The sequence below is a fragment of the Leucobacter sp. NPDC015123 genome (assembly GCF_043080205.1).
Taxonomy (GTDB): Bacteria; Actinomycetota; Actinomycetes; order Actinomycetales; family Microbacteriaceae; genus Leucobacter; species Leucobacter aridicollis_A.
The window spans coordinates 22,999-46,306 of sequence record NZ_JBIBVH010000010.1 but is presented as its reverse complement, the minus strand read 5'-3'; the positions used below and the strand labels follow the sequence as shown (position 1 = coordinate 46,306).

Annotated in this window: 19 protein-coding genes and 1 tRNA gene; 14 read left to right on the top strand and 6 right to left on the bottom strand. The window is 66.0% G+C overall.

What is annotated here, in order from left to right:
* Positions 1-49 precede the first annotated feature (49 nt).
* From hisC to ACF07D_RS15165, 6 genes are all read left to right on the top strand, one after another.
* On the top strand, positions 50-1,126 hold the full coding sequence (gene hisC / locus ACF07D_RS15190) for a histidinol-phosphate transaminase (RefSeq protein ID WP_391505474.1): 1,077 nt from the start codon (positions 50-52) through the stop codon (positions 1,124-1,126).
* Between the two features lie 64 nt (positions 1,127-1,190).
* Positions 1,191-2,123 carry an ABC transporter permease gene (locus ACF07D_RS15185; RefSeq protein WP_391505473.1) on the top strand — a complete coding sequence of 311 codons (933 nt, stop codon included), beginning with the start codon at positions 1,191-1,193 and terminating at the stop codon, positions 2,121-2,123.
* Positions 2,124-2,125: 2 nt separating this feature from the next.
* Complete coding sequence (locus ACF07D_RS15180; RefSeq protein ID WP_391505472.1) at positions 2,126-2,917, top strand: ABC transporter ATP-binding protein; 792 nt, start codon at positions 2,126-2,128, stop codon at positions 2,915-2,917.
* Positions 2,918-3,082: 165 nt separating this feature from the next.
* Positions 3,083-4,075, top strand: coding sequence for an ABC transporter substrate-binding protein (locus tag ACF07D_RS15175; protein ID WP_391505471.1), 993 nt, complete (start codon positions 3,083-3,085; stop codon positions 4,073-4,075).
* 103 nt (positions 4,076-4,178) lie between these two features.
* A complete protein-coding gene (locus ACF07D_RS15170) occupies positions 4,179-7,820 on the top strand; it encodes an aldehyde dehydrogenase family protein (protein ID WP_391505470.1) in 3,642 nt (1,213 codons plus the stop codon).
* A 50-nt stretch (positions 7,821-7,870) separates the two neighbouring features.
* Positions 7,871-8,461 carry a hypothetical protein gene (locus ACF07D_RS15165; RefSeq protein ID WP_391505469.1) on the top strand — a complete coding sequence of 197 codons (591 nt, stop codon included), beginning with the start codon at positions 7,871-7,873 and terminating at the stop codon, positions 8,459-8,461.
* A 171-nt stretch (positions 8,462-8,632) separates the two neighbouring features.
* On the opposite strand, the gene ACF07D_RS15160 is transcribed toward ACF07D_RS15165, so the two are convergent.
* Positions 8,633-9,145, bottom strand: coding sequence for a GNAT family N-acetyltransferase (locus tag ACF07D_RS15160; protein WP_391505468.1), 513 nt, complete (start codon positions 9,143-9,145; stop codon positions 8,633-8,635).
* 93 nt (positions 9,146-9,238) lie between these two features.
* On the opposite strand from ACF07D_RS15160, the gene ACF07D_RS15155 reads away from it, so the two are divergent.
* Positions 9,239-9,322 (top strand) — tRNA-Tyr (locus ACF07D_RS15155).
* A gap of 861 nt (positions 9,323-10,183) precedes the next feature.
* Positions 10,184-10,762 (top strand): thymidine kinase, encoded by a 579-nt coding sequence (locus tag ACF07D_RS15150; RefSeq protein WP_255808628.1) that lies wholly within the window; start codon positions 10,184-10,186, stop codon positions 10,760-10,762.
* Positions 10,763-10,910: 148 nt separating this feature from the next.
* On the opposite strand, the gene ACF07D_RS15145 is transcribed toward ACF07D_RS15150, so the two are convergent.
* Entirely contained in the window at positions 10,911-11,747 is an 837-nt protein-coding gene (locus ACF07D_RS15145) for a class I SAM-dependent methyltransferase (RefSeq protein WP_391505467.1), read from the bottom strand.
* Complete coding sequence (locus ACF07D_RS15140; RefSeq protein WP_391505466.1) at positions 11,744-12,313, bottom strand: MarR family winged helix-turn-helix transcriptional regulator; 570 nt, start codon at positions 12,311-12,313, stop codon at positions 11,744-11,746. Before ACF07D_RS15140 ends, ACF07D_RS15145 begins: the two co-directional genes overlap by 4 nt.
* 129 nt (positions 12,314-12,442) lie before the next feature.
* Between ACF07D_RS15140 and ACF07D_RS15135 the strand changes: the two genes are divergently transcribed.
* Complete coding sequence (locus ACF07D_RS15135; protein WP_391505465.1) at positions 12,443-13,018, top strand: NADPH-dependent F420 reductase; 576 nt, start codon at positions 12,443-12,445, stop codon at positions 13,016-13,018.
* Positions 13,019-13,152: 134 nt separating this feature from the next.
* Positions 13,153-14,025 carry a VOC family protein gene (locus ACF07D_RS15130; protein ID WP_391505502.1) on the top strand — a complete coding sequence of 291 codons (873 nt, stop codon included), beginning with the start codon at positions 13,153-13,155 and terminating at the stop codon, positions 14,023-14,025.
* Here ACF07D_RS15130 and ACF07D_RS15125 read toward each other — a convergent pair.
* Complete coding sequence (locus ACF07D_RS15125) at positions 14,022-14,981, bottom strand: endo alpha-1,4 polygalactosaminidase (RefSeq protein WP_391505464.1); 960 nt, start codon at positions 14,979-14,981, stop codon at positions 14,022-14,024. The two genes, ACF07D_RS15130 and ACF07D_RS15125, sit on opposite strands and share 4 nt — an antisense overlap.
* Before the next feature lie 224 nt (positions 14,982-15,205).
* On the opposite strand from ACF07D_RS15125, the gene ACF07D_RS15120 reads away from it, so the two are divergent.
* Positions 15,206-16,219 (top strand): DUF2804 domain-containing protein, encoded by a 1,014-nt coding sequence (locus ACF07D_RS15120; protein ID WP_391505463.1) that lies wholly within the window; start codon positions 15,206-15,208, stop codon positions 16,217-16,219.
* A gap of 171 nt (positions 16,220-16,390) precedes the next feature.
* Positions 16,391-17,911, top strand: coding sequence for an APC family permease (locus ACF07D_RS15115; RefSeq protein ID WP_391505462.1), 1,521 nt, complete (start codon positions 16,391-16,393; stop codon positions 17,909-17,911).
* Between the two features lie 39 nt (positions 17,912-17,950).
* On the opposite strand, the gene ACF07D_RS15110 is transcribed toward ACF07D_RS15115, so the two are convergent.
* Positions 17,951-18,658, bottom strand: coding sequence for a DUF1361 domain-containing protein (locus tag ACF07D_RS15110; protein WP_119285485.1), 708 nt, complete (start codon positions 18,656-18,658; stop codon positions 17,951-17,953).
* A 50-nt stretch (positions 18,659-18,708) separates the two neighbouring features.
* Between ACF07D_RS15110 and ACF07D_RS15105 the strand changes: the two genes are divergently transcribed.
* Together ACF07D_RS15105 and ACF07D_RS15100 are read left to right on the top strand one after the other, a co-directional pair.
* Entirely contained in the window at positions 18,709-20,715 is a 2,007-nt protein-coding gene (locus ACF07D_RS15105; protein ID WP_391505461.1) for a cytochrome c oxidase assembly protein, read from the top strand.
* Positions 20,716-20,742: 27 nt separating this feature from the next.
* Positions 20,743-22,350, top strand: a complete 1,608-nt coding sequence (locus ACF07D_RS15100; RefSeq protein ID WP_391505460.1) for an aminotransferase class I/II-fold pyridoxal phosphate-dependent enzyme — start codon at positions 20,743-20,745, stop codon at positions 22,348-22,350.
* Here the strand turns inward: ACF07D_RS15100 and ACF07D_RS15095 are convergent.
* The gene (locus ACF07D_RS15095) at positions 22,331-23,269 is read right to left on the bottom strand and encodes a LysR family transcriptional regulator (RefSeq protein WP_391505459.1); all 939 of its coding nucleotides are present in this window, start codon (positions 23,267-23,269) and stop codon (positions 22,331-22,333) included. The two genes, ACF07D_RS15100 and ACF07D_RS15095, sit on opposite strands and share 20 nt — an antisense overlap.
* Between the last annotated feature and the right edge of the window lie 39 nt (positions 23,270-23,308).

Here is a 23,308-nt window from a genome sequence, read left to right as displayed (position 1 = left end):
GCGCGGGTGCGTAGGATTGACCCAGCCTCTTTGAAAGCGAGTTCCCTCTATGTCAGTGTCGATCCGTTCAGGGTTCGAGAGCATCCCTTCCTACCGTGCAGGAAAGCCAGCACAGCTCGGCCCAGACGGCCTGAGCGCGAAGCTCTCGTCGAACGAGAACCCCTACGATCCGCTACCCTCAGTGCTCGAGGCGCTCGCCGCAGCGCTTCCAACGTCGGTGAATCGTTACCCGAGTATCGCTGCCCCCGAGCTCACGGCGGCGCTCGCAGCGAGGCTTGATGTCGCGCCCGAGAACATTGCCTTCGGCGCTGGCTCAGTCGAGGTCGCCGCGCAGCTCATTCACGCTCTCGCCGGTGCTGGCGATGAGGTGATGTACGCGTGGCGGTCGTTCGAGGCCTACCCGATCCTTGTCCAGCTTGCTGGCGCGACCCCGGTGCAGGTGCCACTCACCTCGGATGGTGCTCACGACTTGCCCGCCATGGCTGCCGCGATCACCGACCGCACGAAGCTCATCTTTGTCTGCAACCCGAATAATCCGACGGGCACGACTGTCTCTCAGGCGGCTGTCGAGGCGTTCATGCAGCAGGTCCCTGACAACGTGCTCGTCGTGCTCGATGAGGCATACGTGCACTTCAACGTCGAGGAGGATTCGGCAGTCGGCCTCGATTTCTTCGGACGCTACCCGAACGTTGCCGTGCTGCACACCTTCTCGAAGGCGTACGGTCTCGCCGGGCTGCGCGTTGGCTACGCTGTTGCGCAGCCCGAGGTCGCTGACGCGCTGCGCAAGGCGGCAGTGCCATTTGCGCTCAGCGCTCTCGCCCAGGCCGGCGGGGTTGCGTCGCTCGCGGCCGAGGATGAGCTGCAGGAACGCATCGACGTGCTCGTCTCCGAGCGCGAGCGCGTCACAACCGCGCTTCGTGCGGCGGGCCTGCCTGTGCTGGACTCGCAGGCGAACTTTGTGTGGATTACGGCGGGCGCCGCGAGCGACGCAGTCAGCGAAGTCTTCGCGGAGCGCGGAGTTTCGGTACGCTGCTTCTCAGGTGATGGAATTCGCATCTCCATCGGTGCGCGTCATGAGAATGACGCAGTGATCGAGGTCTCTTCAGCGGCGGCGGCGCTGCTCTAGGGGCTACTCTCGGCTTTCACGCCGGAGCAGACGAGCATGAACACTACACAGCAGGAGGCGCGAATTGATAGGCGCAATTGAAGTCGGACTTCTCTACGGCATTTTCGCCCTTGGGGTCTATCTCACGTTCCGCGTGCTGAACTTCCCAGATCTCACTGTCGACGGCAGCCTGACGACTGGCGCGGCGACTGCTGCGGCGCTCATTCACGCCGGCCAGAGCCCGCTGCTTGCGACGCTCGCGGGTGGCGTGACTGGCATGATCGCGGGCGCGATCACCGGCATCCTGCACACCAAGGGCAAGATCGACGGTCTGCTCGCCGGCATTCTCACAATGATCGCGCTGTGGTCGATCAACCTGCGCATTATGGGGAAGTCGAACCTACCGTTTCTCCGCGAGGAGACGCTCATTAGCCCACTGCGTGAGGCCGGATGGATGGGCAAGACCTGGTACGTCGTACTGATCTTCCTCGTCGTCGTCTTTGCGATCAAGCTGCTCGTTGATTGGTTCCTGTCGACCGATCTTGGTCTCGCGATCCAGGCGACTGGCAACAATGAGCAGATGATCCGCTCGTTCGGCGTGAACACCGACGGCATGAAGATCCTGACCCTGTCGCTTTCGAACGGCCTCGTCGGCCTCGCCGGCGCGCTCATCGCGCAGTACAACGGTCTCGCTGATATCAGCATGGGCATCGGTGTGATCCTCGTCGGCCTCGCCTCAGTGATTCTCGGTCAGGCGCTGCTCGGGCAGCGCTGGATCTGGCTCGCAACCCTCGCAGTCGTCGTTGGCGCGGTGCTCTACCGCATCATCATCTTCGGCGCGTTGCGAATCGGCTTCAACCAAGACGACATGAAGCTCATGACTGCGCTCCTCGTGATCGCTGCCCTGCTGCTGCCACGTTGGGGGTTCTTGAAGCGCATCCCGTCGTTCAAGAACCGCGGGAACAAGCGATCCGACATCATGACCCAGCCGGCGGCGGCCGCGACGACGGGAGCGTAATCATGCTGAGCATCGCGAACATCTCTAAGACATTCTTTGCGGGCACGGTGAACGAGCGCCGTGCGCTCGTCGAACTCAACCTCGAGCTCGCAGAGGGCGATTTCGTAACTGTCATCGGTTCGAACGGCGCGGGCAAGTCAACGCTGTTGAACACGATCTCGGGCCGCTACCCGATCGACACCGGCGAGATCAGGATCGACGGCGCTTCAGTCTCGAAACTGAAAGAGTTCAAGCGGGCCCGATACGTCGGTCGCGTCTTCCAGGATCCGATGGCGGGCACAGCCCCCGACCTCACCATCGAACAGAACCTCGCGCTCGCCCTGCAGCGAGGCAAGCGCCGCGGTCTGCACCGGGGCATCACGAAGGCCCGCCGCGAGGCGTTCGCCACCGAGCTCGAATCGCTCGAGCTCGGGCTTGAGAACCGTCTCACGGCGAAGGTTGGCCTGCTCTCGGGTGGGCAGCGTCAAGCCTTGTCGCTGCTCATGGCTGGGTTCACGCAGCCGCGGATCCTGCTGCTCGACGAGCACACCGCGGCGCTTGACCCGCAGCGCGCGGCGCTTGTGACGACACTCACCGAGCGCATCGTCGCGGAGGGCAACCTCACGACGCTCATGGTGACGCACAACATGGAGCAGGCAATCACGCTTGGCAACAGGCTTGTCATGATGCACGAGGGACGCATCGTGTTCGAGGCGAACGCCGAGGAGAAGTCGGAGCTCACCGTGCCGATGCTGCTTGCCGAGTTCGCGAAGATCAAGGGCGCGAGCTTCGACGACCGCGCTCTGCTGGCTTAGCGCTCGCGCTCGGCCCCGTCCCGTCTCGTTTGCGTAACTGTTGCGCCGCGGCGCGAGTTTGGGGGAGCCCCTGTCAGGGTACGATGCTGGAAACAGCAAAGCCCTTGTTGTTTTCCCCTGCCGTTGCGGTGTTGCAGCGGCATACTCACGAAGGACCGTTTTACTATGCGACTGACCTCGTTCCGCCGCTCAGGCATCGCGCTCGCCGGCCTCGCCGTCGCGGCGCTGACGCTGAACGCCTGCTCCAGCCCCGCCGCAACCGATTCGGGTGACGAGGCGAAGGCCTCGTACAAGATCGGTGTGAGCCAGTTCGTGCAGCACCCCGCGCTTGACGCGGCGACCGCCGGCTTCAAGCAGGCGTTTGACGACGCGGGCGTCGAGGTCGAGTGGGACGACCAGAACGCGAACGGCGATCAGGCAACCGCCGTCACCATCGCGCAGGGCTTCGCTTCCTCAGATCTTGATCTCGTGCTCGCCGTGGCGACGCCTGCAGCGCAGACCGCTGCTCAGGCGATCACCGACAAGCCGATCCTCTTCACCGCCGTCACCGACGCTGTCGAAGGCCAGCTCGTCGAGTCGAACGAAGCACCGGGCGGCAACGTCACTGGCACCAGCGACCTCGCGCCCTTCGATGAGCAGCTTGCGCTGCTCAAGGAGGTCGCTCCCGGCGCGAAGAAGGTCGGCATTGTCTACGCATCGGGCGAGGTCAACTCGCAGGTGCAGGTTGACGCAGTCACCGAGGCCGCTGGCCCGCTCGGTCTTGAGGTCGTGACGAAGACAGTCACCACCGCGAACGATATCGCTGCGGCGACCGAGGCGCTCGGTGACGTCGACGCGATCTACGTGCCGACCGACAACATGGTTGTCGCGGGCATCGCATCGCTCGTGCAGGTCGCTGAAGACAAGCAGATCCCAGTTATCGGTGCCGAGGCAGGCACCGTCGAGGGCGGCGCGGTCATCACCCTCGGTATTGACTACACGAAGCTCGGCTACCAGACAGGCGAGATGGCACTGAAGGTGCTCGAGGGCGCAGACCCCGCGACAATGCCTGTCGAGGTCTCGAACGAGTTCGCGTACGTCGTGAACGAGGCAGCCGCGAAGCGGATGGGCGCAACCATCCCCGAGGCGATCCTCGCCGAGGCCGAGAAGGTCGAGTAACTCCGGGAGTTTCCGGTTTCGAATGCCCCCGCGCGCCGCTTGGCGCGCGGGGGCATTCGCGTGTTCACGGTATTTCGCGAGGCGCCAGCCCTAGAGTGGGGTCATGGGAGACGAGCAGGTGAACGTCGAGTCGGTGTGGGAGTCTGTCGCGGAGGCCACACGCCAGCGCGTGAGCGCCTGGGAGAGTGCGCTCTCTGACGTCGACGGGCGTCATCACTCGCCCCGCACAGGCCTGCTCGGAGAGCTCGCGACGAGCCCTGAGAGCCTCGACTTTACCCGGCGCCTCATTGATTCGCTCTTCGGCACATCTGACGCGTTTACCGCGGCAGTCGGCCTGCGTGGGGTCTCGAAAGGTGAGCTGCCTGAGAGCATGCCGGCTCGCGACAGACTGCTGCTTCGCGCTGGCGGTGTCGCGTCGCTCGGGCTGCCGTGGGTCGTGCGTCCGGCCGCGCGCAAGAACCTGCTCGCCCGGCTTCCAGACGTGCTGCTCCAGCTCAAGTTCTCGGGTCGCATGTCGGCGCTCTCCGACGCTGTTCGGGTGCACAAAGAGCGGGGGCACTCGGTACTCGTGTCGCTGACTGGCGCCGGGGTGTTCGGTGACGAAGGCGGCAAGCGGGAGGTTGAGCGCCTCCTCACGCTCGCAGCACAGCCGGCGGTTCGGGAGCTCGCGTTTGATCCTGCGCGACTCGTGCCTGGTGCCGACGAGTGGAGCATAGAGGCAGACCTCGCGCTTGCAGTTGAGAGAGTACGGCCAGTGCTTGAGGCGGCGCTTGAGCACGGCGTACGTCTCCTCGTTGAGCCTCGAGACACGGTCTGGGCGAAGCGGCTGACCGAGTTCCTCACCCGGGCGTTTGGCTGTTCTGAGCTCGACAGACTCGAGGTTGGTGTGCGGCTGTTCGCTGAGCTGCCAGACTCCTGGGAGACCTACGCTGCGATCCATCGATTCGCGCGCCGACGTGTTGCAGACGGCGGCGCACCCGTCGATGTTGTGATTGGGCTCGGCGACGTTGCGGCGGCTGAGCGGGTCGCATCGATCCAGAGCGGTCTGCCTGTCGCCGTGATCGAGGAGCCGGTTGAGCGTGCCGCCCAATTGCTGCGTCTCATCGAGGTCGCCCTGCAGCCGAGCCGGGCATCGGTGCTGCGGCCCATTGTCGCGACTGAGGATCCGCGCATCGCCGCGGCGACCATTGCGGCCGCGACGAGGCTCGGCTCCGACAAGCTGTACGCGCTTCAATTGCGATGCGGCCTCGCACCCGGCCTCGCTGCCGCGCTCGTGAACGACGAGAACGCCGTGCCAGATGTGCGGCTGCGCCTTCCCGTGACCCCGAAAGGGGAGTATGCGGAAGTGCTCGGCTATTTGGTCGCACTTCTCGCGGAGGCCGCCGATCCTGACCCAACTCACCTGACAGACGAGGTCTTTCGGAAGGCTGCAGCGCTCGCTGCAGAGCCGCCGGCGGCAAGCCATCGAACGCAGCAGCGCGCCCGCGAGTGGGACCCGACGGAGCGCGACAGTGCACTCTTCTACCGCGCCCCCGACGAGCCGGCGACCCACGACACCGGCGGCCTGACAGCAGCTGTGCTCGGCCTTGCACGGAACGCCACGGGAGAGGTGATTCTTGAGGCCGTCGCTCCACAGCACGCGATCCCCGTCGTCTCACGCACAGGTTTCGCAAATGAGCCGCCGACTGACGGGAGCCTTGTCGCAAACCGCGAATGGGCCCGCGGGCTGCTTCGCCAGGCGGGGGAGATCGTGCTGCGCGGCGAACGGCTCGACGAGACAGTCGCGTTGACGCAGGCAGATCTGGATCCTGACGCCGCCGCGACCCTCGCGCGGCAGGCAGCGACGCGGTGGTCGGAGCTCCGACACGAAGGTCGCGCGGTTCGCCTGCGGCGCGTCGCACTCGCGACGGCCGCTGCCCGTGACCGTCTCATCACCGACCTCGCCGCGTGCACGGGCGCCCCCATGCGAGAGCTCGACGCCGCCGTCAACCACATCATCGACTCAGCCCGCTACGCGGCGCAGCTCGCCGACGGGCTCCGCGTTGTGCGCGGGGCGACGTTCGTGCCAGACAAGCTTGTGCTCGTTGTCGGCGACGTCACGGCCCCGCTCGCTACGCAGGCCGCAGCGGTGCTCGCCGTGCTCGGAAGTGGCGCGGGCGCGCTCTGGGCGGTCTCACCAGACATGCACGCCGCCGCCACCTCATGCGTTGAGGAGTGGGAGGTGGGCGGTCTCACCCCTGGCGCTGTCGAAACCGTGAGCGTCGCCGACGAGGAGGCGTTCGCCGCGCTCGGCGCGAGCCCCCACGTCGACCGCGCTGTCGTACTGGGAGGGCGTGAGCTCGGGAGATCACTCGCCAGGCACCGGCCAGATCTTCGCGTCGAGGGCCACTTCACTTCCCGCGGCTCGGTGCTCGTCACCCCCTCGGCAGAGCGGGAGCGGGCAATTCCCGACATTATCGACTCGGCCTTCCGCGGCACGCAGACGTCGCTCGGCAGCACAAACATGGTCGTCTTGCTTGCGAGCGTCTCCCGCTCGCGCGGCTTCCGGGCCGGGCTCGCTGATGCGGTGCGGCGACTCCGTGTCGGTGACTCGGCGAGGCCACTCGGCGACGATCCGCTCGCCTTCGACATCGGCCCGCTCCCAGCGGTTCCGAGTGCAGCCGGCCTCGCTGCGCTGACCGAGCTCGGCCCGGGCGAGGAGTGGCTTGTCGAGCCAGAACAGCTGGACGACGAGGGCCTGCTCTGGCGGCCTGGTGTGCGCATCGGCGTCTCGCCTGGATCCCCGTTCTGGGATGACGCCCGCGGACTTCCCGTCATCGGCATCAGCAGCGCTCAGCTGCTCGGTGAGGCCGTGTCGCAGCAGAACGCAGCAGGAAGCGGTGCCGTCGCCGCGATCCAGTCGTGGGACGACGGAGAGGTGCGCTCCTGGCTCGCCGGGATCGAGGCGGCTTCCGTGTCGATCAACCGCTCAAGCAGCGCAGCGCGTGTGGAACGGCAGCCGTTCGGCGGCTGGAACGACGCCGTCATGGGGCTTCCAGCGCTCGGCGGCGGCCCTCACTGGCTTGTCGCGCAGGGATCCTGGGAGCGGCGCCCTGGCCAGCGAAGCGATACCCTCCACCTCCGCGGGCTCGCCCCCGAGGTTGCGCTGCTCATCGAGGCCGCGCAGCCGGCTCTCGCGTACGAAGAGTTCGACGAGCTCCGCAGGGCCGCGCTCTCCGACCAGCTGACGTGGCAGACCGACCTCGGCGCCATCGCCGACGGGATCGGGCTCGGGATCGAACGCAATGCCCTGCGAACAGCGCCCGTCGTTGTGCAGGTGAGGCTCGCTGAAGATGGGGCGCTCTCAGGGCTTATCAGAGTGCTCGCGGCAGCGCTCCTCGTGCGCGCACCCGTCGCCGTCTCAACTGGCGCAGTGCTCCCGCAGGCAGTCAGCGACCTCCTCGACTCGCAGGGCATCGACGTGTCACTCGAACGCGACGAGGCCTGGCTTGAGCGACTCGCCGCGGAGGGGCCGCGCGGCCCAGGCGGGTCAGACGCGGCTCGCGTGCGACTCATCGGCGGCGACCGGGTACGGGTCGCAGAGTGGATGGGAGGGCTCGACCGCGCCGCACTCTGGGCTGAGCCCGTGACAATGGCAGGCCCTGTCGAACTGCTGACCCTGCTGCGGGAGCAATCAATCTCCGCTCGCGCCGAGCGACACGGACTCGCCGAGCGGGCGCCGGGGCTCGACGCGGTGCTCGACTAGCGTGGCCCCCGCAGGCGTGCGGGCACAACGCGCCTCGTTAGACTCGGCCTGTGCAGACGTCGCGACCAACACCAGGTACCCCAATGGTCTTCCAGTGGCGAAAGTGGGACGGCTCTCCGCACTGGCGACATGATTGCGTCTACCTCGGGTCAGACAAGTGGGGTGACTGGGTCGGGCAGCCGACGGGCTGGTGGAGTGAGCGGCCCGGCCGAGCGTACGCTGTCGGCGGCGCCTGCGTCACGCTCGTGCCGGCGGCCGGCCCTGGTGCTGCCTTTGCGGGCGCAGGAATCGCGCACCCCGACTTTGCGTTGACCGTGAACCGAAATCATCACAAAGGCATGCGCATCTACATTGACCTCGGTTGGGAGGTCAGGTGGAGTGACAATCCAGAGCTTGTCACCGGCATCGACATGGACCTTGACGTGGTGCGGGTTGAAGGTGAACGCGGCACCTGGGTCGACGACCGCGACGAGTGGGCTGAACACTCGAAGCTATATGGCTACCCGCGCGACGTGATGGATCGGCTCGAGCAGCTCGCGCTCGTTCTCGAGACGCGGGTACGGGAGCAGGTAGCGCCGTTTGACGATGCGACAGCGGATGCCTGGCTCGACGCGCTCGAGGGGTACGGCCTCGAACGGTAGTGTCCGCGGCCGCAGGGCTTGCGTGCCGTGGTCCGGCTGTCTCGCTTGCAGGGCCCGCCTGCCTCGTCTGCGGATCCTGCCCGTGCCTCCTGCGGCTTCCGCCCGCTAGGCCCGTGGCACCAGCCTGCGAGGACCGCGGGGCTAGCCCGTCTGGCTTGCGGCTTCCGCCCCCTAGGCCCGGCGCATCGGCGTATGGGGGATGTCGTCCTCGAGGTATTCATCGCCCGCGACCTCGAACCCAAACTTGCCGTACCATCCGGTGAGGTGAGACTGGGCCTCAAGCACAAGGGGCCCGTCGCCGTGCGCCGCGAGCACTGCCTCCATGAGCGCAGCTGCGAGCGCCTTTCCGCGGTGGTCGGGGCTCGTCACGACTCGACCGATCGCTCGCAACCCAGGCTCGCGCTCGCCTTCGTCGAGCACCCGGAGGGTCGCAGCCACGACGGGAGCGCTGCTGTCCGCGGCGACCGCTGAACCCGGCGTCGTGCTGAGCGTGGCATCCCAGCTCACCCAGAACTGCTCGGTTGCTGGCTCCATATCGCGGCCATCGAGGTCGAGGTAGACGCAGTCCTGCTCGACGACGAAGACCTCTTGCCGAAGTCTGGCAATGTTGTGGAAGGTGTGAACCGGTAGTGCGTCGAGACCGCGGACCCAATGGACTGTGTACTCGGGTGCAAGAGTAGGCATGGAATGATCTTCGCACGCCCCGGGATACGTTTCGATTTCCGTTCGGGCCGTCGAGCCGGTAGTGTTATTCCCTGGTCGTGGTAACGCGACCAAGGCGGGTTGCCCGAGCGGCCAAAGGGATCTGACTGTAAATCAGACGCGTAAGCTTCGCGTGTTCGAATCACGCACCCGCCACCACCTGAAAATGCCCGGTCAGACGAAAGTCTGGCCGGGTTTTGCGTTTGGGATTGATGGCTATTTGGGGAGCGACATACCCCGATCGCCGCGGTGTGCACTGATCCCAGCCCGCTCCGCACGGTTCCGGCCTCTTCCCGCTCAACCCTCTCCGGTCCAGACCCGGCCATCACTTCGCGCCGATGCATATGTTTTCCACGAGAACACACCTTCCCAACGCAAATTAACGTGTACCGCTGCAAGAAACGTATGCAGTGGCGAGGGTCGTCGGTGCAGAAAGGGCGCGCGGGTGCGGGGCCAGAGAGCTGGAGCGCCTGAACCCTGAAGGGCCGGAGTCCCAGTGCCCCCGGAGTCACAGAGACTCAGACCCTCGGGCCCTTAGGCCCCCAGGCCCCCAGGCCCCCAGACCCCAGGCCCGAGACCTGAGACCTGAGACCTGAGACCTGAGACCTGAGACCTGAGACCTGAGACCTGAGACCTGAGACCTGAGACCTGAGACCTGAGACCTGAGACCCGAGACCCCAGACCCCAGACCCCAGACCCCCAGGCCCCCAGAGCTTCGATGGCCAGTCGCAGGCCGAGATTCCACAACTTATCCCCAACAATGTGGATAACTCATAGCTTAATTTCGAGGAATGTCCACAACTTGTCCACACGGGCCTGTGGAAAAGTCGCCGATGAGCAGGATCTTTCAAAACCGTTAGAACAGGGATTCGTAAATTACCTTTTTGTAATTCGAAACAGGTGTTCGCCTCACTTTGCTCACCCATAGGTAGCCGAAACCGCCGGTTCGCGGAGAGCCGGACTGGGCCGCAGACGAGCACCGCGCGGCGTCGAGTCACGGCGACGCGGTAAAGTCGCTGCATGGCAAAACTGCATTTCCGCTACGCGGCGATGAACGCTGGGAAGAGCGTCGCCCTCCTGCAGGTGGGGCACAATTACGAATCGCTTGGAAAGCAGATTCTGATCGTGAAGCCAGCTGTCGACTCGAAAGGCGGAGACCGTGTCATCTCGCGGTTGGGCGTCGAGCGTGCTGTCGACTTCCTCTGGGTCGACGGGGAGTCGCTGCCTGCCGTGAAGGCGCGGCACGACGTGATTCTCGTCGACGAGGCACAGTTCCTGTCGAGCCGCCAGGTCAACGAACTACTCGACGTCGCCGTTCGCGTGGGCATCACCGTTATCGCCTACGGTCTGCGCACAGACTTTCGCGGCGATAACTTCCCAGGCGCCGCACGACTGCTGAGTGTGGCGCACGAGATCGAAGAGATCCGTACCCTGTGCCGGTGCGGTTCGAAGGCGACGATGAACCTGCGCAAGGTGTCTGGCACTCCTGTCTTTGACGGCGACCAGGTTGCGATCGACGACGGTTCTGTCGAGTACGAGTCGGTGTGTGCCGCCTGCCACCAGCGCGAGCGCACTGCGGCGGGCGCGAGCTGGGACTGAGTAGTGGCGAGCCGGGCGGGAAACCCGACCGCGGCGCCCGGCCCGAGCCCTCTCGCGGCGCCGGCCGTGATGCCGAGCGACGCCGGCCGCGGCGTCGATCGCGACCTCACCGTGCCGCCCACCGCGGCGCCCACTGCGACGACGCGGCCTACGCCGGTTTTACCGCGCGCAGCGTGTAGCTCAGGGGTGCGACGCCAGCGCGGGTCGTGAGGCGCCACTCGCCGTCCTCACCGAGGGTCATCTGCCCTGGTAGCGCTTCCCAGGGGACGCTCTGGTGCTCGACGAGTGTTTCGATGCGCAGCCCATTGTCGATGAGCGCGGTGATGATCTCGCCGAGCGAGTGGTTCCACTCGTAGGTCTTCGTCGAGGTCAGTGCCGTGGATGTCTCTACGTATGTCTCGGTGTCGTCCCATTCGAGGGGCTGGACGTGTTCGAAGTACGGGTAGCGCAGGGTGAGATCGGTGGTGACTGACTCGTCCATTGCCCAGAGGATCGGGTGTGCTTCGCGCAGGTGGAGCGTTCCCCCCGGGGCGAGAAGCCGGGCGACGACCCTGGCCCAGTCCTGGACGCGTGGGAGCCAGCAGAGCGCGCCGACGCCCGTGTAGACGAGGTCGAAGGCGCATGCCGGCAGCACGTCGAGGGCGCGGTGCACGTCGGACTGTACGAACTCAACCGCGTCGCCGGCTTCGGCCGCGAGCTTGCGAGCTTCGGTGACTGATTCGCCAGAGAAGTCGAGTCCTGTGACGGTGGCGCCGAGTCGGGCGAGCGAGATCGTGTCGGTGCCAATGTGGCACTGGAGATGCACGGCTGTGAGTCCCCGAATATCGCCAAGCAGCGGGCGATCGAAGGTGACGACGTCAGAGAGGGCGGCCTGGTCGTCGATGTACGTGTCGACGCCGTATCCTGAGCCGTCTCGAGCGGCGTGAAGCGGCGCCCGGTTGTCCCAATTTGCTTCGTTCGCGGCGAGGTAGTCAGATGTGTTCATGCGCTTAAGCTTTCTGGTGCAGGGTCGGCTGCACAGGTGGTCTGGTCGATCTTGTCTGCCGGGTCGGCCGCGCATGCCGGTTCTCCAGGCGCGTCGGTGGCGCGCGGGTGGTCGGGATCAAGGCTTGTGAGCACGGCGAGTGTCAGGTCGCTCAGCTGCGTCACCCCGTCGCCCGGGAGCTGAGTGAGGCCCGAAAGCACGAGTTCACGCACTGCGTCGTCGTAGAGCCCGCGGGAGCGCTCGTGCGCGTTCGCCCCGGCATCGGTGAGTACTGCGTTTGTTGCGCGGCCGTCTTCGGGGCAGGGCGTCCGCTCGATGAGGCCCCGCTTCTCGAGCGACGTCGCCACTCGCGAGATGCGCGGGAGTGTTGCGTTTGTCTTGCGGGCCAGTTCGCTGAGTCGCATGCGCCGCGCCTCGTGTTCGGCCAGGGCGCTGAGCAGCGTGTGCTCGAACGCGGTCACGCCCGCGTCGCCCAGTCGCTTGTCGAGCGCTGTTGGCAGCAGTTCGAGCATCGCGTGCAGGCGGGCGATCGCCACGCGTTCTGGGTGCGATAGAGAGGGGCTCATACGCCCATTCTAGCAATTTAGTTGCACTTGCAAGTAAATCACGTTTATCATATGGTTGTACCTACAACTAAACGGGGTGTGGTCACCGCCTCGTCCGCAACGAGACACCTCACGACAAGGGAGATGCACATGACCAACTTCACAATCTTCGGCACAGGCAACATGGCAACCGCAATCGCGGGCGTGCTTACCGCAGGCGGCGCGACAGTCGCGCACATCGGAAGTGCGGACACGGGAGCCGAGGTGCAGGGCGACGTCGTGATCCTCGCCGTCCCGTACCCGGCAATCGCCGACATCGTCGCGAGCCACGGCGACAAGCTCGCCGGCAAGGTCGTCGTCGATATTTCGAACCCGTTGAATTTCGAGACCTTCGACGAGCTCGTCGTGCCAACCGGCAGCTCGGCCGCTGCTGAACTGCAGCGCGCGCTTCCCGCTGCCAAGGTGCTGAAGGCGTTCAACACGAACTTCGCTGCGACACTCACGTCGGGCAAGGTCGGCGAAACGCAGACAACCGTTCTCGTTGCGGGCGACGACACCGAGGCAAGGGCCACGCTCGTGGCCGCGGTCACCGCGGGAGGCCTCGCGGCAATCGATGCAGGCTCGCTGCAGCGGGCGCACGAGCTTGAAGCGATCGGCTTCCTGCAGCTCACGCTCGCCGCAGCCGGGAAGATCTCGTGGGCCGGCGGCTTCGCCGTCAATAACTAACTACTGACACCCCGGAGCAATCCCGGGCGAGGGCGGGCCGGCGGGAGAGCCGCCGCCCCGCCATATGAAAGGCAATCGTGGAACAGCAGCAGACACCCCAGGTGCCAGAGCGCACGCTCTCGGCGGGCCTCGCGATGGACGCGGTGACGCTTCGCGTCGGCAACCTCGAACTCATGAGCGACTACTACGAGCAGGCGCTCGCCCTCGTACCGATCGAGGAGCGGGTTCTCGGCGGGCATGTGCACCGCGTGCTCGGACGTGGCGGCGTCCCGCTCGTCCGGCTGGTTCACACGCCAGATCTGCCAGAGCTCAACCCGCGCGACGCTGGCCTTTTTCACACAGCCTTTCTGTTCGCGGACGCCGCAAGTCTCGCCGCGACCGTGTACCGCGCGGCGCAGGATCCGCGGAGCCGCTTCGCTGGTTCAAGTGACCACCTCGTGAGCGAGGCCTTCTACTTCACCGACCCAGAGGGCAACGGCATCGAGCTCTACGTCGACAGACCCCGCGACACGTGGCGCTACGACGGCGACGAGATACGCATGGACACCCTGTTTCTCGACCCTAATGCGTACCTTCAAGCGCACCTCGATGAGAGCGTGCTCGCTGACGCGGCGCTGCAGGCTGGGAGCGTGGGGCACGTGCACCTGCAGGTCGGAAATGTCGCGCGTGCGCGGGAGTTCTACGTCGACGCGCTCGGCTTTGAGGCCACAGCAACTGGCATCCCGACGGCGCTGTTCGCCTCCGCAGGCGGGTACCATCATCACGTCGCGATGAACGTCTGGAACAGTCAGGGGGCGGGGCCTCGCGCTGCGAGTCTCGGGCTCGCGGACGTCGCGATTACGCTGCCAGGCAGGGAGGATCTCGACGCGCTCGCGGCGCGCTTGCGCGGCCGAGGGCTTGCGTTCAAGGACACCGGCAGGGCAGTCGTTGTCGCCGACCCGTGGGGAACACAGGTGACTCTCGCGCTGCCGGGGGCAAGTGCCGACGATCTTCTGAGCCAGAACTAGCGTGCAGGCGCCCCGTGCGGGCACAGCTCGAATGCATAGCTGGCGCTGCCCGGGGTGCTGAGCTGCTTGTCGCGCAACACCATCGATGCGGGGGCGTCGGGGTGGGCGCACATCTCGCTGAAGGGGCGTGGCAGCGCGTCGGTGTACTCGATATCGATGACCCGCGTGCCGTAGACGCTTGTGTACGCGCCACACTCGTCGAAGACGCTGCACTCCTCGGTGACGGCGAAATCGAATCCCGCTCGTTCCCGCAGCGTGGCGGCGTCGGCGGGTGAGTTCTTCTGGCCTGCGGCGAGGCCGTGCTCGTGGGCGGTCTCGACGAGCGCCGCAGCGAGCGCGAGGTTGTCCTCGAACGTGAGCGCACCGTCTGAGCGCGTATACGTGTCGAGGTTGTCGAACTCGACGGCGTCGTAGCCGGCGCTCGCGCAGCCCGCAATCCAGTCGCTCACGAGCGTGTGGATCTCAGCGCGCGCCTGGCTTGTCGACGTGTCGAGCAGCACCTCATCGGGCCAGTCAGGATCGATGAAGAGCTCGCCCCCGGCATCCCGCAGCAGCGTGTCGGCCGGCCACAGCTCAAGCTCGTCTGGCTGAGTCTGGAACCCGTTGACGTAGCAGATGGAGTAGACGCCGGGAACCGGCTCAGCGCTCCGGTCGCGGGCAACGATCCCGACACTGGGTGCAGGGTCGTACGCCCCGCCGAGCTGGTAGTCGGGGGACGCGCCCTCGGGCGGGAGGGCGATGGCAGCTTTTCGCGTCGGAGCGGGGTCGCCAGATGTCACCCGCGGATCCTCGCCCGGTGCCGTGCAGCCCGCGAGGCTTACAGCCACCGCCACCGCAATCGCGCCGACGGCGACAAGCCGCGCCCCTGGGGCTAAGGCGGCCGGAGGGATTCGGGGCACATGAGTGGCGGCATTCACCCGCGCCGTTGCCCGCGCGTGTGCCTTCGTGCGTCTCATGTTGCTCCTCCCCGAGAGCGTCCCGCGCTCGCCGCCGAAATACTTGACCGCGCTGTCAAGTATTTCGGATCCGGCTGCGGGGGTTCACAAATAGCGCCCGACTCCCTCATTACAGGGGCAACGACGCGGGTATGCAGGACTAGACTCGCTCCATGAACGACGACGAAGCCTTGCCTCGCGGGGGCGAGCTGGCAGCGGCGTCTGAGGCGCGGGAGACACACTGAATGCACGAGCACGGGGCGATCACTGAGCCCGCGATTCAGGCGCCGACGGCGCTCGTCGCGGCCGACGGCAAGCTGAACCGCCAGGCTGTCGGCTGGGCGACACAGCCGATCATTGACACGAGCGGGCTTGGTGCTGGTCGCGGGAGGAACAAACGGTGGGAGTACTGGAACGTCGTCACTCCAACCCACATTCTCGCGGCGACAGTGTCGGCAATCGACTATGCCTGCGTTCCCGAAGTGTGGGTGCTCGACCGTGAGACCGGTAAGGAGTGGGGCAAAGCCGGGGCCGTGATCCCTCCGCGTGGTGCTGTGCTCGCTGCGAGTCTCGAGGAAGGCTCGTCGAGTATGCGCTCTGACGGTCTCTCGATTGACATCGACGAGGTGCCTGGCGGCACGCGTATTCGTGCCGAGATCGACGGCGTCTCGTTCGACGTCGTCGCGGAGCTGCCGGAGGGCCATGAGCGGCTTGCCCTTGTCGTCCCCTGGAGCGAGACGCGCTTTCAGTACACGGTGAAGGACGTCGCCAGGCCCGCGACGGGTACTCTGCGGATCGGCGCTAACGAGTTTCGCCTGCCCACGGGCGAGAGCTGGGCGGTGCTCGACCACGGCCGTGGCCGCTGGCCGTACAGCATCGCCTGGAACTGGGGAGCCGGTTCTGGCAGGGCGTGCGGCAGGGTCATCGGCGTGCAGGTCGGCGCGCGATGGACAGCGGGAACCGGCGTCTCGGAGAACGCGTTCTTCGTCGATGGCGTGATGCACAAGATTCACGGCGAGACTGTCTGGGAGTACGACTCGCACAATTGGCGGCGCCCCTGGCGTGTGCACGGCGGCGGGTTTAATGCTGTCTTCACCCCTTTTCACGTGAAACATAGCCAGACGAACTTCGGCGTGCTCGCAGGGCGAACTGACCAGTGCTTTGGCGAGTGGGCGGGCACGTTCCGAACCGCGGCGGGCGAAGAGATCTGTTTTGAGGGGATCACTGGCTGGGCCGAGGACGTGCGCAACCGCTGGTAGCAATTCGGGGGTGAAACACACTTTCCCAAATTCCGCAGCGCCTTCTTTGCACACCCTGCGCACGACTGGCCGGGCGAAGTCACGGAAGCGCCGTGGGGGCCTGAGCCCTACGATGCTCTCAGGGCTCGGGAGAGCCCAGATCAACGAAGATCAGAAAGGCAAGGCATCATTATGTCTGCAACCCCACCGGAGGCGCGGCTCGCCGACGACGAGCACCTCTCAGTGCTCGGCTACGAGGGCAAGTTCGACCGCTCCATGAGCCTGTGGGCAAACTTTGCCCTCGGGTTCACGTACCTCTCGCCGCTCGTCGGCGTCTATTCGCTGCTCGCGATGGCCCTCTCGACGGGCGGACCGCCCTCGATTTGGTGGATCGTCATCGTTGCGTGCGGCCAGCTCCTCGTCTCGCTCGTGTTCGGCGAGGTCGTCTCGCAGTACCCGATTCACGGTGGCGTCTACCCGTGGGCGCGCCGCCTCTGGGGGAGGCGCTACGCGTGGATGGCTGCCTGGGTCTACATCTGGGCGATGATCGTGACGATCACCTCGGTCGCCGAGTTTGGGGCAGGGTTCATCACGAGCCTGTTCGGCATCGAGCTGAACGCTGAGACGACGCTCTTCACGGGGCTTGGCCTCCTGCTGTTCGCGCTCGCGATCAACTTCTCTGGCACAAAGTGGCTCGCGCGCATCGCCAGGATCGGTCTTGCTGCCGAACTCGTCGGCGTGATTGGCCTCGGTCTCTACCTGCTGCTCTTCCAGCGCAAGCACGAGTTCTCGGTGTTCTTCGACACGATGGGAACCGAAGGCGATGGCTCGTACGTGCCAGTCTTTCTCGCCTCAGCGCTCGCGGGCCTCTTCCTGTTCTACGGCTTCGAGGCCTGCGGTGACGTCGCAGAAGAGGTCGCCGACCCCGCGAGGCGTATTCCCCGGGCGATGATGATGACTATCCTCGTCGGCGCGGTCTCCGCTCTCTTCTCGTTCGCCGGATACGTGCTCGCAGCCCCGGATCTCGAGGGCATCGTCTCGGGTGAGATCGCCGACCCGATCCCCGCGATCCTCGAATCGACTCTCGGCACCGTCGGGGCGAAGGTGTTCCTCGTCGTGACTGTGCTCGCGTTTGTTTCGTGCGTGCTCAGCCTGCAAGCTGCGGCTTCGCGACTGCTGTACTCGTTCGCCCGCGACGGCATGCTTCCCGGCCACACCTGGCTGTCGAAAGTCTCTGAGCGCAGCAAGGTTCCAACGAACGCGCTCATCGTCGCGTGCACGGTGCCGGCGCTCATCTGCGTGCTCATCTACTTCAACGACGGCCTGCTCGTGCCTGTCACCTCGTTCGCGATCCTCGGCATCTACGTCGCGTTCCAGATGGTTGTGCTCGCCGCGCTGCGTCAGCGGTTCAAGGGATGGAAGCCTGCGGGGCCGTTCACGCTCGGACGCCTCGGCATGGTCGTGAACATTGCAGCGCTCGCCTACGGGGTGTTCGCGATCATCCTGCTCGCGAAGCCTGGCGAGGGCGGCACGTTCTTCCAGAACTACGTCGTGCTCATCGGCCTCGCCGTCGTGCTCGTCTCTGGCCTGCTGTATCTGTTCATCGCACGCCCCGACAAGCAGTCGACAGCGCCCGAGGGTGACGCGCGAGAGGTCGCGGCCGAGATTCGTCGGCGCACAGGCCGCGTTGAGGTGCAGGCGCCACGCGGCTAGTCTTCCCCGTGTACGCCCTCTCGAGCTCGCTCGCCTGATCTATTGGCGGGCGAGCTCGAGCTCGTACAAGCCGACAACAATTGGCGTCACAATCGTGAGATAGAGAATCCCGATGAAAAGTGCGTACGTGAGAGTGAACCCGAAGCAGGCGAGCGCGTTGCCGCGCACCTTGAAATGAGCGACGACCTTCTCGATAAGCGCGCTCGGGTGACGCACATCCCAACTGTTCAGACGCAGATAGCGCCCGAGGTACATGCCGAGGCCGACGAGCAGCAGCACGACAGCGAGCGCGATCATCGCGCGCGGCCTGAAGAAGGAGACGGCGCGGTCGTCGAACATCACGACCGAGTACAGCAGTTGCGCGACGAACACGTTGACGATCGTGTTGATCACCCCACTCATCGCGAGCGAGATCACGAGGATGATGTCGTACCAGAGCGGAACCGGGTCGTCGTCGGCGCGATGAGACTGGTTCAATTCGGTGATGAGGTAGCTCGCGTTCGGCAGCATGAGCAGCCACACCACGCCGAGCACGGTCACGCTCGCAAAGGCGAGCACCCTGTTGACGGGCAACAGCCCAACGAGCGCGATAAACGCGAGGGCGAGGAGCAGGATCGGCAGCACCGAGAGCATGATGTTCCAGAGCATTGGCCGGTACAGTCTGGTTCGGTAGACGGCGGCGCGCAGGATCACGAGAGTCGCGGCGTAGACGTTCAGGATCGCGGCGCCGATGAAAAGGAACAGCATGCATTCAGCTTAGGTGCGGGCAGTCAGGCGCGCCCGCGTAGGCTAGGGGGGTGCCCCGTTTGATTCGCGTGATTGCCCCTGCCGTGCTCCTGGCGGCGACGTTCGCCGCCCTCTTTTGGGGGCTGTCGATTGGTGGGGCTGCGAACGAGCGAGACCTCGCCGACCCTGGCGCCCTCGTGCGTTACGGCGTGCCGCTGCTGCGTACCCTCGTCAACGTCTCAGTCGCCGGCCTCGTCGGTTCGCTGGTGATGGCTGTGTGGGCATTCGCCGTTGACCGCCCCGAGTACCGTATTGCGATGGATGTCGCGGCGGGCTCGGCAGCTGTGCTTACCGTCGCCTCCGGCGCGACGCTCATTCTCACCTACTCAGACATCACGACGATGCCGTTCTCGGGCTCCGCAGCATTCGGCGCGGGCCTCGCCCAGTTCGTGACCGAGGTCGAGATCGGCCAGCTCTGGCTCTGGGAGCTACTCATAGCGGCGCTCGTGACGGTGTTCGCCTTCGCAGTGCGCGGTCGGCGAATGACCCTGCTCGTGCTCGTGCTCGGCCTGCTCACCACGCTGCCGCTCGCGCAGCAGGGCCACGCCGCCGGCGCCTCCGGGCACAGCCAGGCCGTGAACTCGCTGCTCGTCCACCTCGTCGGCGCCGCCGTGTGGCTCGGCGGACTACTCGTGCTCATCTTCGTCGCGAAGTCGGTGAATCGCGAACGCCTCGCGATCCTCGTCTCGCGCTACTCATCGATCGCGCTGCTCGCCTTCATCGCAGTGAGCGCGTCCGGCGTGGTGAGCGCGTGGCTGCGTATTGGCGACCTCGACGCGCTCTTCGGCACCGGCTACGGCCAGCTCATCATCCTGAAGACAGTGTCGCTCGTTGCGCTCGGCGCGTTCGGTGCGCTGCACCGCCAGCGCCTCATCCCGCGCATTGAAAAGAGCGACCGCGGAATGCGGGTGTTCGCCTGGTTCGTCGTCGCCGAGCTCGCGGTCATGGGCCTCGCGAGCGGCATCGCCGGCGCGCTCGGCCGCACCGCCACCCCGGTGCCGCTCGAACCCGCCGGCGAGGCTGTGGGGGCGTCGCCTGCCGAGATCCTGACCGGCGACCCGCTGCCCCCCGAGCTCACTCCGATGAGCTACCTCACCGAGTGGAAGTTCGACCTCGCTTGGGGGCTCGTCGCATTCTTCGGCATCGCGTTCTACATCGCCGGTGTGCTGAGACTGCGCCGCCGCGGTGACAGCTGGCCCATCGGCCGCACCATCGCCTGGGTCAGCGGCATGCTCTTCCTCTTCTACGCGACAAACGGCGCCTTCAACGCATACGAGCAGTACCTCTTCAGCGTGCACATGCTCGGGCACATGATGTTCACGATGCTCATCCCGCTCGTGCTCGTGCTTGGCGCACCGGTGACGCTCGCGCTGCGCGCGACCGACAAGCGCACCGACGGCTCCTGGGGCACCCGCGAATGGATCATGTGGGGGCTGCAGACGCCGTGGTCAAAGTTTGTGACGAACCCGGTTGTTGCCGCCGCGATCTTCGTCGGGTCACTGTGGGTGTTCTACTTCTCGCCGATCCTCAGGTGGGCGATGGCCGAGCACCTCGGACACCAGTGGATGATCATCCACTTCCTCATCTCCGGCTACCTTTTCAGCCTGACGATGATCGGTGTCGACCCGATCCCGAACCGTGCACCGTACCCGATCCGGCTCGTGATTCTGTTCGCAACGATGGCGTCGCACGCGTTCTTCGGCGTCACGATGATGACTGGCGACTCCCTCTTCGTTGCCGACTGGTTCGGATCGATGGGCCGCACCTGGGGTGCGACTCCGCTCGAGGACCAGGCGACTGGCGGCGGCATCGCGTGGGGCATCGGCGAGCTACCGACGCTCGCGCTCGCGCTCGTTGTCGCCGTGCAATGGTCTCGCAGCGATACGAAGGAACAGAAGCGCAAGGATCGGGCAGAAGAACGCTCCGGTGACTCTGAACTTGAGGCGTACAACGCGATGCTCGCAGCCCAGGCTGCGCGCGACACCGCCCGCGAGGCGCGAAGCGAAACGCGGCGATAACCACAACCGAACGGGGTAGGGCAAGCAATGAAGCAGGCGCAGGATCCACGGCGCGACCACGATCGCGCGCCATACGCGGAGGCGCTGCAGCGTCATGCTGATCAGGATCCGCTGATGTTCATGGTGCCCGGCCACGCGGCAACAGCCGCTGGGATGTCGGGCGACCTCGCCGAGTTCGCCGGTGAGTTGGCGCTTCGGCACGACATTCCGCAGCTCGTCGACGGCATCGACTCGGGCGAGAATAGTCCGCTCGCTCAAGCGCTCGACCTCGCGGCCGACGCCTGGGGTGCGCGGCGGGCATGGTTTCTCGCCAACGGGTCGTCGCAGGGCAACCGGATGGCTGTCATCGGAGTCGGTGCAGCCGGCGCCGGGGGCAGCGCTGACGCGCCCGCGCCGTCGATAGAGCGTGGCCCAGACGTCGTCGTCGCGCAGCGCAGCGCCCACTCGAGCTTTCTCGACGGACTCGTCGTCACCGGCCTCGCGCCCGAATGGGTATTTCCAGAGTTTGATGCCACGCACGGCATCAACCACGGGCTCACCCCCGCTCTGCTTGAAGAGGCGTTCGGCCGAGCCGCCGAACGGGGAGACCGGCCCCAAGCCGCGTACGTGATCTCACCGAGCTATTTTGGCGCGGTCTCGGACATCGCCGGACTCGCCGCCGTCGCGCACGCCAACGGGGTGCCGCTCATCGTCGACGCAGCATGGGGCGCCCACTTCGGCTTCCACCCCGAACTCCCCGACTTTCCAACGGCGCTCGGAGCAGACATCGTGGTGACGAGCACCCACAAAATGGGCGGCAGCCTGGGCCAGTCTGCGATGCTACTGCTCGCAGATGGGCAGTTCGCCGACGCGCTCGAGCCCGCACTTGAGCGGGCCTTCACCCTCACGCAGACGACGAGCGCGAGCTCGCTGCTGCTCGGATCCCTCGACATCGCGAGACGGAGCCTCGTGCGCGAGACACGGCGCATCGGCGAGAGTGTCGCGCTCGCGGAGCGGCTCCGCTCGCTCCTTCGCGCTGACGAACGCTTCACCCTTGTGAGCGACGAGTTCGGCGAGTACCCGAGCGTGCTGCGTGCTGACCCGCTGCGCGTCTCAATTGGGCTGTCGCGCAGTGGGGTCTCGGGCTACGAGATGCGAGCAGCCCTCGCACGCGACCACGGGATTCTGCTTGAGATTGCGACGTCGGCAGCCGTCGTCGCATTCCTCGGCCCAGGCAAGGAACTCGATGTCGACAGGCTCTTCCGCGCGATGGTCGCCGTGCTGGACCGTGCGGTTGCGGAAGCCAGCGAGGGACGGGACGCGGGGACCCCAGACGGCGCACCGCCGGCGGTACCCGCGCTCCCAGCCCCGGGCACGCGGGTGATGACGCCCCGCGCCGCCTACTTCGCGGGCACCGAGGTCGTGGGCTGGTCGGCGGCGGTTGGTCGCGTGTCCGCGGACGCGCTCGCTGCGTACCCGCCCGGAGTTCCGAACATTGTGCCAGGCGAGCGCATTACGCGAGAGGCGCTCGAGTTTCTGCGGGCCGTGGCGGCGTCGCCAATCGGGTATGTGCGGGGCGCGGTTGATTCAAACGTCGACGCAGTGCGAGTCGTCTTGGAGCCAGGTTCGCCGGGGGTCACATTGCGAACGCAGTGACCGGCTCTGTCTCGAGCCGCTGCTCGATGTCAGCGGCGGCGTGTCGAAGTGCCGTGACCGCCGAATCGATCAGGGGGTTGCTGTCGACCGCGCGGTGCACCGCGTAGACCTTGCGGACGTACGCGGGATTCGCGAGCTGGATACGCCGCACCTGCATTGAATCAACCGTTGCGAGCTGAGGCACGATGGCTACTCCGAGGCCATTGCGAACGAGCTCGATCGGAAGGTTGTAGTCGTCGGTGCGGAAGATGATCTCGGGGCGGAAACCCGCGGCGGCGCAGATGTGGTGCAATGAGCCAGCCGCATCTGTGTCTTCACCGGCGCAGATCCACCGCTCGTCGGCGAGGTCACTTACCCTGATCTCGTTTCGGCGGGCGAGCCGGTGGCCATCGGGCAGCAGCACAAACAGGGGCTCTTCCATGATCAGTTCAGCAGAGAGGTCTGGCGAGTAGGTGCGCGGCACCGTGCCGTACTGCGCGACGACGGCGAGGTCCAACTCTCCCTCTTCCACAGCGGGCAGTGTGGTCTGCCAGTCACCCTCTTCGTATCTAATGTCGACGTCGGGTCGGCCCTGCAGGAGCTCAAGCAGCACGGCTGGTACGAGTCGGAAGCCGGCCGACCAGAAGCTACCAACGTGCAGGCGCCCGAGATCGGCGGAAGCGTATGAGCGCATCTCGTCCTCGACGGCGTCGAGGTCGGCGAGAATGCGCGTCGCCTGCCTCGCGAGTTGGGCGCCCGCTGCCGTTGGCCGGATGCTTCGCGCCGTGCGTTCAAGGAGGGGTACATCCCAGAGCCGTTCGATTGACGAAATCTGCTGCGACACTGCGGAGGGGCTGTAGCCGAGCCGAGCCGCGGCGCCCCGCAGTGAGCCGGTGTTCACGACTTCTCGAATTGCCTTGAGCTGCGTTGGGGTGAGCATCGCCTCAGCTTAGCTATCGCACGTAGAGCATCACAATGG